Genomic DNA, 15,910 nt, shown 5'->3' with positions numbered 1-15,910 from the left:
TAGTTTCTTTAAATATTTTATCGCGAAATTCTAGATAGCGCGATGGTAAACTATCATATATTTATTGTTGTTCTCTATTTTTTTTAATTTGTGCAATTCTAGTATTATCAAGATTACTAGAATTATTATACGCTACTTCTTTTTCACGAAAAATATTTTCTTTAGTTTTTTTATCAACATATTGCTCAATAGTGCTAGAACTGCTATCGGCTTTTTTAATATTAATTGGAATCGTAGTTATTTTTTGATGATTAAGACCAAATATAGGTGAAATAATACTACTTAATTGATAAGGTTCTTTTTTAGCGTTATCAACATTAGTAGTAACATTTTCAATTTCAACTTCTGTATTTTCTATTGTCATAATAACTCCTTAATGATAATCAATAATTAAATTATAACATTTTAATGATTAATTATTCCTAATATAAGGTGAATAAATTTCATAATCTTCATTAAGATAAAATAATTACTAGTGAATATCAATTAATTTTATAAAAAGTACTAATAACTTTTCTCAAATTTATTTTTAATAAAAAATAAAATAATAAAAAAGTAGTACTTGTTTATAAAGTACTACTAAAAATGTATGAAATTGATTTTATTCAACACTAAATGTGTCATATAAATTTGAAGTATCAATATTATCAAACCCTACAGCAAAAAAATCACTAATAGATGAATCCAACCCATTAATTATTTTTAAGATTGCAACTAAAGATACGTTTCTTGTTCCTCTTTCAGCATCAGAAATATAATTACGATGTAGGCCGCTTGCTTCTCCAAGTTTCTCTTGTGAAAATTTTCTACCTTTTTGATTACGTAAAGTTTTCATTCGTTTTCCAAAAGCATTCAATAAATCTTGACGACTTTTGCTTAAAATTTCTTTCTTTTTCATTGTATGGCCTCCTCTTATACTTTTATTATTAACTTACAATGTTTCTTGATACTTTTTCTTAATTTCGCGAATTAAATGATTAACCCCAGACTTAGTAATGACAAAACCGGTTTCTTGATAGTAAAGTTCACCCAATTCTGAAAGTGATGCTTCAGGATTTTTTAATCTTAAATTTGAAATAATTTGAGCTTTTAATGACAACGCTTTGAAAAGTTTTTTATCTTTTAAAACAGAAATAATTATAACTTGCTGGTCTCCAGCATTTAAAATTTTTTGTTGATTAGAAATATCAATATTATTAAAACGATTAATATTATTAAATAATTCTCGTGAAATGCGTTTATCTTCAAAAGCGAAAACTGCTTGTGGACAATCAATTATTTTTAAAAAGTCAGAAATTACATTAGATTTTTTTAGATAAAGCACCGTTTTATTACGACGTTTTATTGTTTTAAAGTTTAATTTAAAAGTTTGTAATAAAATATTTTTAATTTTTTTAGCCAACATATCATTATGAAATTGTAATTCCAAATGGTAGTTAGGTGTTGAAGGAGCATTGATACTGCCAACTACAAGGAAGATTCCTGCGATATACGCTCTTATACAATGCTCTTTTATTATATGCTGGTGCATAGCTTCTTTCTCAATAAAAAGATATTTATCTTGAAGCATTAAATCATTAATAATAAAATCAATTTTATTATTAATACGAATATTATACACCTTTGGACGCTCAAATTTATTTAAAACATCCACCATAACTATCAATTTTACGTCTTTATATTGATTTTTTAAAAATTTATATATTAACCTAGTGGTTTTGTTATGAAAACTATGAATAATAATCTCATTATTTATTTTATCTGAATTTGTAATCTTACCATTAATAAGCGAATATGCTGATAGCAAAGATTTCTGACAACAATTTTTAAAACTTTTTTGACAGATTTCATCTTTTACACTTGTTGTAAATGATATCATTACTATCACCTCAATTGTACACTTTATTCATTAAAATTATCAATAAAATTTATTAAATATTGTGCTGCAATCGCTCCATCGTTAACAGCAGTTACTATTTGTCTTAAATTTTTAGCAATTACATCACCAGCTGCATATAATCCCGGGATTTTAGTTTGACACTTATCATTAACTATAATATAACCATTGCTATCGCAAATATCTAAATCTTTAACAAATTTTGTAACAGGATCAGAACCAATATAAGGAAATAAGGCATCAGTAGTAATTTCACTAATTTCCTTAGTCTTAATATTTTGAATTTCTAATTTACCTACTTTTTTCTTATCCTCAGTACCTAATACTTTTAATACAACATGATCAGTTATTAAATTAATATTTTCATTATTTTTAACTTTATTAACGGTTTTATCATCAGCACGAAATTGATCACGACGATGAATAAGATTAACTTTATTAGTAAATCTTGTTAAATATAAAGATTCTTCACAAGCAGCATAACCACCACCAACTACACTAATAATTTTATTCTTAAATAAAGCACCATCACAAACAGCACAATAAGAAACACCACGATTAGCATATTCCTCTTCACCAGGAACACCAATTTTACGTTCTAATGAACCAGTAGCTATAATTACTCCTTTAGCAATAAGAATATCACCACTACTTAAAAGGACTGTTTTAATTTTATGATTTTCACTATCTGTAATTTTAATAACTTCATCAGTAACAAATTCAACTTGTAGTTTCTCAACTTGCTTTTGCATTTTTTCTGATAATTCAGGCCCTAAAATATAATCATAACCTGGATAATTTTCAATTTCAGAAGTTTTAATCATTTTTCCACCAACAATATATTTTTCAATAATCACAGTTTTAAGATTTGCTCTTTGTGCATAAATAGCAGCTGTCATTCCTGCTGGACCACCACCAATAACTACTAAATCATAATCATATTTATTTTCTTTATTAGTATGATTTTTCATATAATCATTCTCCTTTACGAAATCTTGATGGTGCAATAATTTGTGCAAATATTACTAAAATAACACCTAAAATAATTCACATTCCAGAAACTATCATTGAAGTTGAAACATTGGCTATTTTCATAATGTCTCTATTATCACGAAGTGGTTCTAAAATCATTCTAATAATACCATAAAAGACAAAGTATAAACTACCTGATACTCCTGCATATGTTACTCGATAATTATTAGGATTATACATAGTATTTAAAGATTTAGAATGTGGTTGCATATTATATTTAATCTTTAAATATCATTTTTTTATCTTTGATTTAACTTTTGAATGTTTTTTAACATCTTTTCAAGGTATTTTTTCAACACTTTTAACACTATTCTTATTGGGTGTAAAATCAAAATATGCTTGTTTTCAACTTTCATATTTAAATTTACGATATCCATGAATTTTTTTAATAACTGTTCAAGGTTTTAAAAAATCTTTTACAACAATTGGATTAGTTTTTAAAGGCGAAATAAATTGCGAAGAATCTAATTTTCATGGTTTTTTACTAAATATTTGTCCTGTTTTTGGTACAAAAAACGTTAAAAAGAATCAACCAAATAATGAAGATAATGACTCATATAAAAATAAAGGTTGACGATAAACAGCAACAGGATCTGGTTTATCACTATTAAAACCATAATGTAAATGATTATTTATTCATGTTGGTAATCAACTGAAAGGATGACCAACATCAGTTCCTAGTAATTCTTGATTAAAAAAATTACCTCATCTACCAATTGCTTGACCTAATAAAATATTTGGAACAATACAATCAATAAAAACTCACATTGAAATTTGTAACTGCTTTGAAGTACGATAAAAAATAAAGAATCCTACTATCATTCCAACTGTAACGCCTCCTTCAATTGCCATACCACCTCTTCAAACGGCAACTACATCAAGTGCATTTTCAATTGTGCTAGTATTATTAAGAACATATCATGCTCTTGCTCCTATTAATCCTGCTAATGCAATAACTAATGTTCCTCATTCTAAAGTTTTAGTTGGAATATTACGACGATATAATTTTATTCATGAAGCAATGACAGCAGTTAAAAACCCTACTGCCATTAATACCGAATAAATATGAATTCCCGTTCCCAGAATATCGGTAATTAAACTATTGTATCCATCATCATTAATCATATTTTTTTCCTTTTTGATAATTTAATTATTAAATTATTTCTTTTTTGTTAAATTTCTAATTATTTGTTTTTGAAAACTAGCAGTAGCGTCTTGACCTTCATCTTTTAATTTTAAACTAATAACTGCTGCTTCAATTAAATCAGCTAAATTTCTTCCTGGACTAACAGGAATAATTATTTTAGGCACTTTAATTTCAAAAAAAACATCAAAGTTATTATGATCACCAAGTCGATCAACTTTAGTTCAACCATCATTTTCAATTCTAATTAAATTAATAATTAAATTTACTTGACTCTCATGCATTATAACATGATATCCATACATTTTGGTAATATCTAGGATACCTATTCCTCTAATTTCAATTAAATTTTTAATAATCGGATTAACTTTTCCTACAATTTTATTATTGACTTTTAAAATATCAATACTATCATCACCAACAAATAAGTGCCCATTACGTAATAAATCTAATGTTGTTTCTGATTTACCAATACCACTTTCACCTGTAATTAGGACACCATAACCAAAAATATTTACTAAAGTACCATGTAAACGTTTAGATTCAGATAAACGTTCAACAATATACGTAGAAACTGTTGCTGCAAATTCAGAAGTAAAAAATAATACTTCAATAATTGGAACTGTTGAATTAATTGATTTAGCACAGTCACATAATTCTTTTTTAAATTTAAAATTAGGTGTTACAAAAATAGCAGGAATATGATCTTCTAAAATATTACTAAAATGGTTCTTAAATTCTGTTTTTGGTAAAGAGGAAATATATTCGCTTTCTTTACTGCTTAATAAAATTATACGACGACTACGTGAGATTTGTTTAGTTTTAAATCCTGTTAACTCTAAACCACCACGATTAGTACCAATATTAGTAATAATTCTTTTTTCAATTGGAATTTTGGGATTAATATATAAAATTGTTAAATTAAATTTTGTTACTATTTCGCCAACACTAAGGTTTTCCATACTTAATTTCCTGCCTTTTATAATTAAAATTTTTGATTAATTTTAAACATAATATAATTATATATAATATATCAACAGAAAGTTTATTATTAACAAAAATATACATAAGTTTCTAAAAACATTAAAAAAACTATTGAATAATATAATAAAAAATTACTAAACATTTCATTATCAAATAAAAATTATTATGATATAATTCTTTAAAAATTGTTAAAAATTAAAATATTAGAAATTAGTGTTAACTTTTTATGAATAGCAACTATATTCCTTTTCAATTAGTATTAAAAAATATTATCTCATCATCTATCAATCAAAATTTAAATCATATTTATGAAACTATTGAGAAAAATAAGAATGAAAAAAATACTGGTGATTTAGTTTCTGAAAAATGAGATTACCATTTTATTAATTATTTAGGACAACTAAGTCCAAATGGAAGTGGCACGCCTCCACAATTACCACCAAGGAATAAAATATAAATAAATATTACTAGTTAATATTATCTAAAATTTGAATAATAGTTTTAACTATCTTTGCAGCATTTTTTTCATTCTTAAGAACATGTAAATAATCTTTTAAATATTTAAAATTTTCTATATCATTTTCTATTTTTATAAATATTTCTTTAGCAGCATACCAGTTGAAGCTATAGGAATTATTATTTTATTTTTATTTCTAGCAATTTCAAATTCATTTAATACACCTTTTGATAAAACAATATTATTATTTTCATCGATTTTATTACCAAAAATAAATAGTACAATGTCTGCTTTATCTATTAACTGATTACGATATTCTGGTCAACTTTTTTTAAATTGTTGAGGAAATGGTCATACATCAAGAATTTTATCCAAAACAATACTATTTTCTTTAGCATACTTAACAGCACCACTTACTATTTCATCACCAACGCCGATTCCAAATGCATTTATTATTTTCTTATTTTCTTTACATAAAAAATTTGATAAATCAAATACAAATTTTTTACTTTTCTTTATAGTACCAAATTCTTCATATTTATTAGCTATACCCGAAATAAAAATATTTCTCTTCAAATTATTATTAATTTCAGAATTAAATATTTCTGCTTTTGAATCGCAATAATTGTTTAATAATAATGTTTTAAAATTAATGTTTTTAAAACAATTGTGACTTATAGAATTGAATAACTTACCATAAATTGTCAGAGAAAAAGAATCGTTTGAAAACCGTAATTCTGTTTCAGGAATAAATTTACTATATAAACTATTTTCTCCTATTGTTCCATCGCCAACACCATAATATTTATCATTAATATCCAAATTAAGTGCAGTTAAATCAATTGCATAATAATATCATACTTTAGTGCTTATTTTTGAAGCATAATGAGTACCTAAAAAGTAAATAGGTGTATCTTTTGTTAAAAAAAACCAGTTTCTTCTCTCATTTCATTATAAACTGTTTCCAAAGGATTATTATTTTCCACTCCACCAGTAATTGAACTATATTTACCCAGCTTATTTTTATTAAATAAAGGATTACTCTCACATGTTTGCATAAAATAACGACTACCATCATCTTTAATTATAAATGGTAATATTGCAACACCTTTGTTATTACATCAAGGTTCTTCAACACCATGCATAAAGTCTACTTTAATTAATTTAACTCATTCTTTTTTCATATTTATTTTTTCCTTTATAATAAAATTATAACTCTTATAAATAAATATTTCTAATTAATTCTTATTATTATTTATTAATTTAATTAATTCTTGAGCGATAATATTATGTGCTCATTTATTAGGATGAATGCTATCAAAAAAGAAATAATTATTAATATTTTCTTCATTAACACCTTCATTGAAATGAGGAACAATAATACCATTATTAATTATTTCACTAAAATCAGTAGTAACTGCTGCATCAATAATATTGTTATTAATATTCAAGCTTTTAAAATTATTAATAGCATTTGTTATCGCTGCAAACATATCATATTTAATAATATTTTTTTTATTTTTATTTAATTCTTCAATAACACTATCTAACATTTTATTAAAATTAGTAGTTAAATTTAAAATACGTTCCTTATCTTTTTCTTTATTTTTAAATAAAGGGATAATACTCATATTAGGAACATTACATAATAAAATACGTTGAGCACCCTTATTTATCAATTTAGTTAAAGCATTTTTTATTAACTCAACTGCTTTATTAATAATTTCTTCTTGGTCGTTTAATAATGATTGTTTAAAAGCATATAAAATATCATTACCACCAAACTCTACTAAAATTATATCATTACTATTAATATGATGCTGACTAATTAAAGCATCTACTTGATGAATAATATCAAAATGATTAATAACAAAACTTTCTACTGTTAATTCTTTTTTTCTACTAGCTAAAGCTCCACTAACTGCATAATTATTACCAATTTGCTCATCAGCAAATAAAAAAAGGTCAAATCTTCAAGCAGAAGTTAAATTTATATGCAAATAATCGGCAATAATTTGTGCTGCCACAGGACCATTAGAAAAAGAATTTTTATAAAATGGTGGCAACATTTTAACTATTTTAGGTATCTTTAAATGCTTAAAAAGAGCTGTAAAACCACTTACTAATGCTCCTGTGTCTGATAAACTATCTCCCAGAACATAAAAGTTACCTTTTATTTTTTCATTATTATTCATAACTTCTCCTTTATTTATTTTAATTTTTAATTATTTTTTTCTAAATTTATTTTTGAAAGATTATCAAATAATTTATCAGCTGTTTTTTTATTACAACAAACAAAATAAAAAATTATTATATCCTTCAATCAAATTAATGCATCTTTTATATCTTCTTTTTTAAGTTTATTTATTTTTTCAACTTTAGTTGGTTTTTTATGCTTTAATAATCCTGTATCATTATATAAAATTCAAATTCTATCTGTAAATTTATTACCAAAATATTTTATAAAATCTTCTTTACTATTTTCTAAATATTCGTGATAAATCCTAATCAGATTACTTTTTAATTGCTCTATTTCATTATTTTCAATGCTTAAGTCTAATAAAATATCTTTAATATTTTTTCTATAGAAATTTTTTCTAGCAAACCAATAGTTTTATCTTTAATTATATGATAAATCTTTCAAGTAGCATGTTCTTGATTTAGATTCTTAAATTCAATAAATGCATAACCTAATAATTTTATTAATTTATTTATTTCATTATTTACTTTTTTATATTTATAAGTTACATTTGTATAATCTAAAACATAATTTCCAACATTACTATTTAAAAATAATTGTACCGTATTAAAAATATTATAAAAAAATTCTAAACTATGTAATAATAACTGCTTATGTTTATTAGAATCTAGTAATAAATTTACATTTACATCTAATATATTTTCATATTCTGGATTTTGTTTTAATAAAATTTTAAAATTTGAACAATCAAATATTTTATCAGAAGCCAAATTAAATGCATCTTCAATATTATAATAATGTTGATACTTTAAACGATCTCTATTATTTTCATAATAACAAGTAATAATTTCAGTAATATTATCTTTTACAATTTCTAATTGAGATTTTATTTTAATATCTTTATTTTCTAATTTTTTTCAAATACTACTTGACATTCATAATTACTCCTGACTTAAAACTTGTTTATTACTTTTAAACAAATTAACATATTTTTTTAAAATTTTAATACTAAAATTTATCTTAATATTTATTATATTTTAATAATTTTATAAAAATTAATTATTTAAATAAAATAAATAAATAATTGTATTATTTTAACTTTGTGATATTACTGAAAATAATTATCTTAATTTAAATAATAGAATTTCCTCTTTGTTTATAATCTTTAATAATATTAATAGTAATTAATGTTGCCATTAAACAAGTAATACAACTAATAATATTTAAAACAATAGCAACAATAGTAATTTGATATGAAAAAACTTTATTATCATTAAATTGAGGTAAAAGCACAATAACACTAATAATTTCGCAACTTGTTCCAATAATACCTAAACAAAAACTAATAAAATCAAGCGAAATACTAAATTGATCTTTTCGATATAATTTCATATTTTGTTTTATCAAAGTTTTCTTTAATCTAATTAAACGGAACATTAAAAAAAAAGGTAGAAAAGCTAAAGTAAAACTAGTAATATCAAAAAAAATTGCAACAACAGTTATTCAAAGTGATGCTTTATCATTATCTCAAAAAGGTTGTAATGCTAAAATACTTAGAATTCCCAAAAAAATACCTATTAAACCAGTTCCAAAACTTATTAAATCCATTTTAAGAATTTTTTTATTAAACTTTAAAAAATATACTCTTTTTTCCAAAGTGACAAATCCTTTCATGTCTATATATAAGTAAGATTTTATCATATAAATGGAAATAATTTTCTCCAATTTTAGATTACAAATAAAAAGAATAACTATAGTTGTGTTATTAATCTATTGTTTGTTGAAATTTCAGTATTTTGTACATTAATTGAATTTATTTCCTTAACAAGAGAGACAATATTTTCTTTAAATAAATTAAGTCTTTGTCTTTTTTTTCTAATTTTTATTTCAACTTTATTCAAACTTTTTTTGATATTACAAATTTTTAATCCAATTTTATAAAGTTGCTCTTTTTGATTATTTAAAACAACTTTTTCACATTCTATTCTATTAACTAATCTTATTTCAAAATTATAATAACCAAAAGTTAAAAACTTAACTAATTTACTTTTAAATTTAAAAATCTTACTTGTTTTTTGTTTTTGAAAAACTTCTAATTTTTTAAGACTATTATTATGAAAATTTAAAATAATTTCTTGTTGATTATTAATTTTATATAATTTCTCTTTCAATTCTCATTTTTTACTACTTAATTTACAATTTAATTCTATTTTTAATGCTGTAATTTTATCAATGAGTTTATCCTTTTCCTTCTGTTTTTGTTCCTCTCATATTAAAGTAAATTCAAGTAATTCAAACTCTAGTTCTTTATCTCATGGGAAAAAATTTTCTTTTTCAAACTTAAAAGAAAGAAATTCAAGTTCTTTTCTTTCATCATTAATTACTTCGTCTTTTACTTTCACTAAAAATTTTTGCATTCATTGATACTGTTTTTCCATTATTTTTAAATTTTTTTAAAAAAAATCTTTTTCAAAAAAAATAAATCAATATTCTAAGTATTGTATATTAGAAGAAGTACTAAAAACTTCTTTTAACTTTATTATATTACTTTTAACATTTTGTATAGTTGAATTTATAAGTATTTCTTTTAAATTTGGTACTACTTCTAAAGACATTTTATTTCTCCACTTCTTTTGTTAAAATTCAAGAATACTACAGAAAATATTTTAATTATTTTCTATTCAAATCGCGATTAATAACTGCTTTTAAATATTGTCCAGTATAAGACTTAGGATTTGTTATTACTTGTTCTGGTGTTCCTGTAGCAATGATTTCACCACCAAATTTACCACCCTCAGGTCCTAGATCAATAATGTAATCAGCAACTTTAATAACTTCTAAGTTATGTTCAATTACAACAACAGTATCACCATGATTAACGATTTTATTTAAAACTTCAATTAACCTTTTAATATCATCAACGTGTAAACCAGTAGTTGGTTCATCTAAAATATACATAGTTTTGCCAGTAGCACGTTTTTGTAATTCTTTAGCTAGTTTCACTCTTTGTGCTTCACCACCAGATAATTCAGTAGCAGGTTGCCCTAATTTTACGTATCCTAATCCCACTTCTTGTATCATTGCTAATTTTTTATGGATTTTTGGATGATTAGAAAAAAAAGTTAATGCTAAATCAACAGGCAGTTCTAGTACATCATAAATATTTTTACCTTTATATTTAACTTGTAATGTTTCACTATTATAACGTTTTCCTTCACAAATTTCGCAAGTTACATAAACATCTGGTAAAAAATGCATCGCAATTTTAATAACACCATCGCCAGAACAACGTTCACATCTTCCTCCTGGTACATTAAATGAAAATCTACCTTTAGCATATCCTCTAATTTTTGCTTCTGGTGTTTGTGTAAATAAATCACGAATATCATCAAAAACTGAAGTATAAGTAGCCGGATTACTCCTTGGTGTTCTGCCAATTGGTTCTTGCGAAATAGCAACAATTTTATCAATAAATTCAATCCCTTTTATTGCTTTATGTTTTCCTGGTCGTTGTCCCTTTAAACCCAAATACTTTTGAATACTAGTATATAAAATATCATTAACAAGCGTTGATTTACCACTTCCTGAAACACCAGTAACACAAATAAATTTACCTAAAGGTAATTTAACATTTATTTTACGTAAATTATTAGCTTGTGCTTCTTGAATTTCAATAACTTTACCATTACCACTTCTTCTTGATTTAGGTAACGCAATAAATTTTTCACCATTTAAATATTTTCCAGTAATTGAATTAGGATTATTAGCAACTTGCTGTGGTGTACCTTCAGCAATTACTTCACCACCATAAATTCCGGCTTTTGGACCAATATCAATTAACCAATCTGCTGCTCACATTGTATCTTCATCGTGTTCTACTACTAATAATGTATTATCAAGATCTCGCATTTGTTTTAAAGTTTCAATTAACTTAACATTATCACGTTGATGTAAACCAATTGAAGGTTCATCAAGAACATACAATACTCCCGTTAATTGTGAACCAATTTGAGTTGCTAATCGAATTCGTTGTGATTCACCACCAGATAAAGTTTGTGCCATTCGTGATAAGTTTAAATAACCTAAACCAACATTAGTTAAAAAACTTAAACGATTAATGATTTCTACTAATATTAATTTAGCAATTTCTTGTTGATAAGCTAATAATTTAATATTTAACATAAATGTTAAACTTTCTTCGATGTCTAAATTAGTATAATGACTAATATTCATTTCTTTATTATTTTCATCTTTAATTTTAACTGCCAATGCAAATTCATTTAATCTTGTTCCTTGACAAGTTAAACAAGTGCGTTCACTCATAAATTTACGATAATAATCACGGGCAAAATCACTAGTTGTTTCTAAAAAACGTCTTTCAATTAAAGTGGCAATGCCTTCAATATAATCATGATTAGGATATTTACGACCATTTGCCGAAGTAATACTGAAAGTAATGGCTTCATCACTACCACGCATAATATAATTAAGTTGTGTTTTTGTTAAATTTTTTAATGGCTGATTCAAATCAATTAAATAATGATAACAAAGAACTTTTAATTTTTGTCATTCTAAATTACTAGTACCAACTAAGTTTTTATAATACTCAATGCCACCATCATTAATTGATAGTTTTAAATCTGGCATTAATAATTCTTCGTCAACTTCTAATTTTACTCCCAAGCCTTTACAATCAAAACACGCTCCACTTGGTGCATTAAAAGAAAATAAACGCGGTTCTAAACTGGGAATTGAAAATCCACAAATTTTACAAGCATATTTTTGAGAAAATAATCACGTTTCATTTGTTTGCGATAAAATAACCTTTGCTAAACCATTACTATGATTTAAAGCAACTTCTAAAGCATCATGAATTCGTGAAACAGTATTATCATCATTGGTAAATTTAATACGATCAATAACAATATCAATATCATGACGTAATGATTTATTCAATTCAATTGGTTCATCTAAACTATATATTTTATTATTAATTTTAACTCGCAAAAAATTTTCTTGTTTTAATTTTGCTAATAAATCTTGATGACTACCTTTTTTAGCATTAATAACTGGTGCTAAAATTTCAATATTAGTATTATCTTCTAACGTTTTAATTTTATTAACCATTTCTTTTAAAGTTTGCGTGCTAATTGGACCATGACCCTTATTACAATAAGGAGTTCCAATTCGTGCATAAAGTAAACGCAAATAATCATAAATTTCAGTAACAGTACCAACAGTACTGCGAGGATTATTACTTGTAGTTTTTTGATCAATAGAAATTGCTGGTGCTAAACCATCAATAGCATCAACATCAGGTTTTTCGCTGTTTCCTAAAAATTGACGAGCATAGGCTGAAAGTGATTCAACATATCTTCGTCTTCCTTCTGCATAAATTGTATTAAAAGCTAATGATGATTTACCACTTCCTGAGACACCAGTAATAACTACTAACTTATACTTTGGAATTTTAATATTAACATTTTTTAAATTATGTTCACGTGCACCTTTAACAGTAATATATTTTTGATTATCTGTCATTTATTCCTCCACTTATATGCTCTTTCTAATTAATTATATACTATATATAGTTAACTTTAATAGTATTATTGCTAATTAATATTAAAGAATATCAATTATAATTAGTTTAAAATATTATCTAAATCAATATTTAAAATTTTAAAATTATTTATTGCAAAAAAAGTATATAAAAACTTAAATTACAAAAAAAATGAACAATATATATTCAAAAATGAAATACAGCAATTGCTCATTTTATAATAAAATTTAAAAATTAGAATTAATTATTACTAAAAAATGTTATATTCCAATATTTTTTCTAATAAAAAATAATTGGAATAATTTTATTTACTTAAATTATATAAATTTATCCATTAACTTTATTTATATTATTTTTTTCTTTCTTTTTTATTAACTTTAACTACTACTATTTTCTCCTTGATATTGTCAAAGTTCAGCAAATATTCCAGCAGCTAAATTATTCTCGGTATTAGAGATGCCTTTTCCAGTATCAGCAGTTGTTTTAGTTCGCAAAAGATCATTATAACTACCTAAGAATGGTACATATTTAGAACCTAATGATCCTGAAGTTCTTTCATTAATAAAAGCTAGTTTTGCTGAAGCAGGAGTGGTTCATACCTGACCATTATTTAAAAATGTATGATTATGCTTTCCAACACTTCCTGATGTTTGTCCTTCTTTATCACTCTGAACTATTGTTAAACCTTTAGCAAGATCTACTTTTACTCAACCTTCTGGCATTTTTGATCCAACAAGCATTCATTTATATTCACCAGGAATTCATTGTCCTTTACTTTCATCTGATTTTTTATTTTTTTCTTGACAATCTTTTAATTGTTCTTCTAGTTCTTCTCTTTTTGCTTTACATTCTTTTAACTGTGCTTCTAGTTCTTCTCTTTTTTCTTTACATTCTTTTAAATCTTCTTCTAATTTTTTAACTTTATCTTCAAGACCTTCTAATTTTTTATTTTTTTCTCTACATGCTTTTAATTGTTCTTCTAATTCATCAATTTTATCTTCTAGTTCTTTAATTTTTTTTGATTTATCTAATGATTCTTTTACTGATTTTGCATAAAGACTACTTATTTCTTCTAATTCATTAGCTGTTTCTTGTAATTTTTTATTTAATTTTTCCATTTTTGCTTGACAGTCGCTATCATCAACATTAACAGTAGTAACACTTTCTCAACTATCTTCTTCTACTGTCTTATTTTTTTCATTTATCATTTTTAAGTATCCTCCTTTTTATTAAAATTCTCGTATACTATTTTTATTAATAATGAAAATTATTGAAAATATTATTTTGTTTCAATTTTAAATAAGATTTATTTAAAGATAATTTTAAATAAATATCACTTAAAGTTTACAACTGAAAAAATTACTATACAATAAACTTTCCTAGAAAGCAATTATTAATAAAATTAAATATTAAAAATTATTATTAAAATTGAAAAACAATTAAGTTATAAAAAATTATTAATTTAATTATTTTAAAATAATTAAATTAACATACATTAATATTTTAAACATTTGATAAGATAGTGTAAAATAATTAGTAGTTTAGTAGTTTAGAAAAGGCTTAAAAAATGACAGTAATCAACACATCTGTGAATCAAAAAATTTTATTAACTGGTTATAAAAAATTTTGTTATTCTTTTAGCAAAATTTTATTAGTTATTCTATTATTTCCTTTTGTTTATTTTTATTCAAAAAAATATCAAAAACAATTTTTAGAATTTTGCTTTTCTTATCAAAAAGAAGGTAAATTTAAAATAAATAACGAACAAACAGTTGATATTAATAGTTTTAATTATCATCAATATGATTGTCAAATTAAAAATCTTAATAAATATGGCTATCCAATTGATTGAAAAAAAGAAAATTATCAAGAATTTACCATTAAAAATGATAATAATCAAAACATTAGTTGTCTAACTGTCATTCAAAAAAAGAAAAGTGATAAATGAGTTATTGGTTTTCATGGTTGAACAGAAAATAAATATTTAGCATTAAGATTAGTCTCATGATTTTATGAAGAAGGATACAATATTTTAACTTTTGATAGTGTTGCTCACGGTAAAACTGATGGCCAATATAGTGACATTGGTCTTACTTGTGCTGAAAATATTAACTGTTTAATTAATTGAATAAAAGATAATTATCAAGTTAGCAGTATTGGTTTAATTGGTAATAGTATGGGTACATCAACAATTAATTATTATTTATTTAATTATAAAGTAACCAATTTAATTAACTGGGCAATTACTGATTGTGGATTCTCTAATCTACTTGTTCAATTTCGTTACGTCATGCAATATCGCTATAAAAAACCTTGATGATTAATTAGTAATGGTTTAACAAAAAGATATCAAAAATTTACAAATACAAATATTTTAGAATATGATTTATTAAAAAAAAGCAAAACAGGTTTTCAAGTTCCTACTTTATTAATTCACGGTAAAAAAGATAATTTTGTCCCATTTTTCATGGCTAATGTCATTCATAATTATCAAGTTAAACTCCATTATAAAAATTATGATTATTTATTTTTGGAAAATATTGGTCATATTGAAACCTTACCAAATGCTTATCAAACTTATATTAATAAAATAAAAAGTTTTATCAATACATACGAAATAAAAAAATAGAGATAGG

At 23.8% G+C, this 15,910-nt stretch carries 17 protein-coding genes; 2 read left to right on the top strand and 15 right to left on the bottom strand.

Annotated features, from left to right (window positions below):
* Window positions 1-61: 61 nt before the first annotated feature.
* From AACK96_RS01180 to hprK, 6 genes are all read right to left on the bottom strand, one after another.
* Window positions 62-364: a hypothetical protein gene (locus AACK96_RS01180; RefSeq protein ID WP_338974591.1), complete on the bottom strand. Its 303-nt coding sequence runs from the start codon at window positions 362-364 to the stop codon at window positions 62-64.
* A 237-nt stretch (window positions 365-601) separates the two neighbouring features.
* A complete protein-coding gene (locus AACK96_RS01175; protein WP_338974590.1) occupies window positions 602-898 on the bottom strand; it encodes a helix-turn-helix transcriptional regulator in 297 nt (98 codons plus the stop codon).
* A gap of 33 nt (window positions 899-931) precedes the next feature.
* On the bottom strand, window positions 932-1,879 hold the full coding sequence (gene whiA / locus AACK96_RS01170) for a DNA-binding protein WhiA (RefSeq protein WP_338974588.1): 948 nt from the start codon (window positions 1,877-1,879) through the stop codon (window positions 932-934).
* A gap of 23 nt (window positions 1,880-1,902) precedes the next feature.
* Complete coding sequence (gene trxB / locus AACK96_RS01165) at window positions 1,903-2,868, bottom strand: thioredoxin-disulfide reductase (RefSeq protein ID WP_338974586.1); 966 nt, start codon at window positions 2,866-2,868, stop codon at window positions 1,903-1,905.
* Window positions 2,852-4,054, bottom strand: coding sequence for a prolipoprotein diacylglyceryl transferase (locus tag AACK96_RS01160; protein ID WP_338974585.1), 1,203 nt, complete (start codon window positions 4,052-4,054; stop codon window positions 2,852-2,854). Before AACK96_RS01160 ends, trxB begins: the two co-directional genes overlap by 17 nt.
* A 33-nt stretch (window positions 4,055-4,087) precedes the next feature.
* Complete coding sequence (gene hprK, locus AACK96_RS01155) at window positions 4,088-5,035, bottom strand: HPr(Ser) kinase/phosphatase (RefSeq protein WP_338974583.1); 948 nt, start codon at window positions 5,033-5,035, stop codon at window positions 4,088-4,090.
* 248 nt (window positions 5,036-5,283) lie between these two features.
* Between hprK and AACK96_RS01150 the strand changes: the two genes are divergently transcribed.
* Window positions 5,284-5,514, top strand: coding sequence for a hypothetical protein (locus AACK96_RS01150; protein WP_338974581.1), 231 nt, complete (start codon window positions 5,284-5,286; stop codon window positions 5,512-5,514).
* A 132-nt stretch (window positions 5,515-5,646) separates the two neighbouring features.
* Here the strand turns inward: AACK96_RS01150 and AACK96_RS01145 are convergent, their stop codons facing one another.
* The 9 genes from AACK96_RS01145 to AACK96_RS01105 all read right to left on the bottom strand — a co-directional run bounded on the left by AACK96_RS01145 (window position 5,647) and on the right by AACK96_RS01105 (window position 14,482).
* Window positions 5,647-6,336, bottom strand: coding sequence for a hypothetical protein (locus tag AACK96_RS01145; protein WP_338974579.1), 690 nt, complete (start codon window positions 6,334-6,336; stop codon window positions 5,647-5,649).
* A 98-nt stretch (window positions 6,337-6,434) separates the two neighbouring features.
* The gene (locus AACK96_RS01140; protein ID WP_338958947.1) at window positions 6,435-6,698 is read right to left on the bottom strand and encodes a hypothetical protein; all 264 of its coding nucleotides are present in this window, start codon (window positions 6,696-6,698) and stop codon (window positions 6,435-6,437) included.
* A gap of 54 nt (window positions 6,699-6,752) precedes the next feature.
* The gene (locus AACK96_RS01135) at window positions 6,753-7,709 is read right to left on the bottom strand and encodes an SGNH/GDSL hydrolase family protein (protein WP_338974578.1); all 957 of its coding nucleotides are present in this window, start codon (window positions 7,707-7,709) and stop codon (window positions 6,753-6,755) included.
* 361 nt (window positions 7,710-8,070) lie between these two features.
* Window positions 8,071-8,649: a hypothetical protein gene (locus AACK96_RS01130; RefSeq protein ID WP_338974577.1), complete on the bottom strand. Its 579-nt coding sequence runs from the start codon at window positions 8,647-8,649 to the stop codon at window positions 8,071-8,073.
* Window positions 8,650-8,845: 196 nt separating this feature from the next.
* Window positions 8,846-9,322 (bottom strand): hypothetical protein, encoded by a 477-nt coding sequence (locus AACK96_RS01125; protein ID WP_338974576.1) that lies wholly within the window; start codon window positions 9,320-9,322, stop codon window positions 8,846-8,848.
* A 143-nt stretch (window positions 9,323-9,465) separates the two neighbouring features.
* A complete protein-coding gene (locus tag AACK96_RS01120; RefSeq protein ID WP_338974575.1) occupies window positions 9,466-10,131 on the bottom strand; it encodes a hypothetical protein in 666 nt (221 codons plus the stop codon).
* A gap of 36 nt (window positions 10,132-10,167) precedes the next feature.
* Window positions 10,168-10,329 (bottom strand): hypothetical protein, encoded by a 162-nt coding sequence (locus AACK96_RS01115; protein ID WP_338974573.1) that lies wholly within the window; start codon window positions 10,327-10,329, stop codon window positions 10,168-10,170.
* A gap of 55 nt (window positions 10,330-10,384) precedes the next feature.
* On the bottom strand, window positions 10,385-13,255 hold the full coding sequence (gene uvrA / locus AACK96_RS01110) for an excinuclease ABC subunit UvrA (RefSeq protein ID WP_338974572.1): 2,871 nt from the start codon (window positions 13,253-13,255) through the stop codon (window positions 10,385-10,387).
* A gap of 396 nt (window positions 13,256-13,651) precedes the next feature.
* A complete protein-coding gene (locus AACK96_RS01105) occupies window positions 13,652-14,482 on the bottom strand; it encodes a hypothetical protein (RefSeq protein WP_338974570.1) in 831 nt (276 codons plus the stop codon).
* Window positions 14,483-14,841: 359 nt separating this feature from the next.
* Between AACK96_RS01105 and AACK96_RS01100 the strand changes: the two genes are divergently transcribed.
* Window positions 14,842-15,903, top strand: coding sequence for an alpha/beta hydrolase (locus AACK96_RS01100; protein WP_338974567.1), 1,062 nt, complete (start codon window positions 14,842-14,844; stop codon window positions 15,901-15,903).
* Window positions 15,904-15,910 lie beyond the last annotated feature (7 nt).

The organism is Spiroplasma endosymbiont of Tricholauxania praeusta (assembly GCF_964019535.1).
GTDB lineage: Bacteria > Bacillota_I > Bacilli_A > Mycoplasmatales > VBWQ01 > Spiroplasma_E > Spiroplasma_E ixodetis_A.
This window is presented reverse-complemented; position numbering and strand designations above follow the sequence as displayed.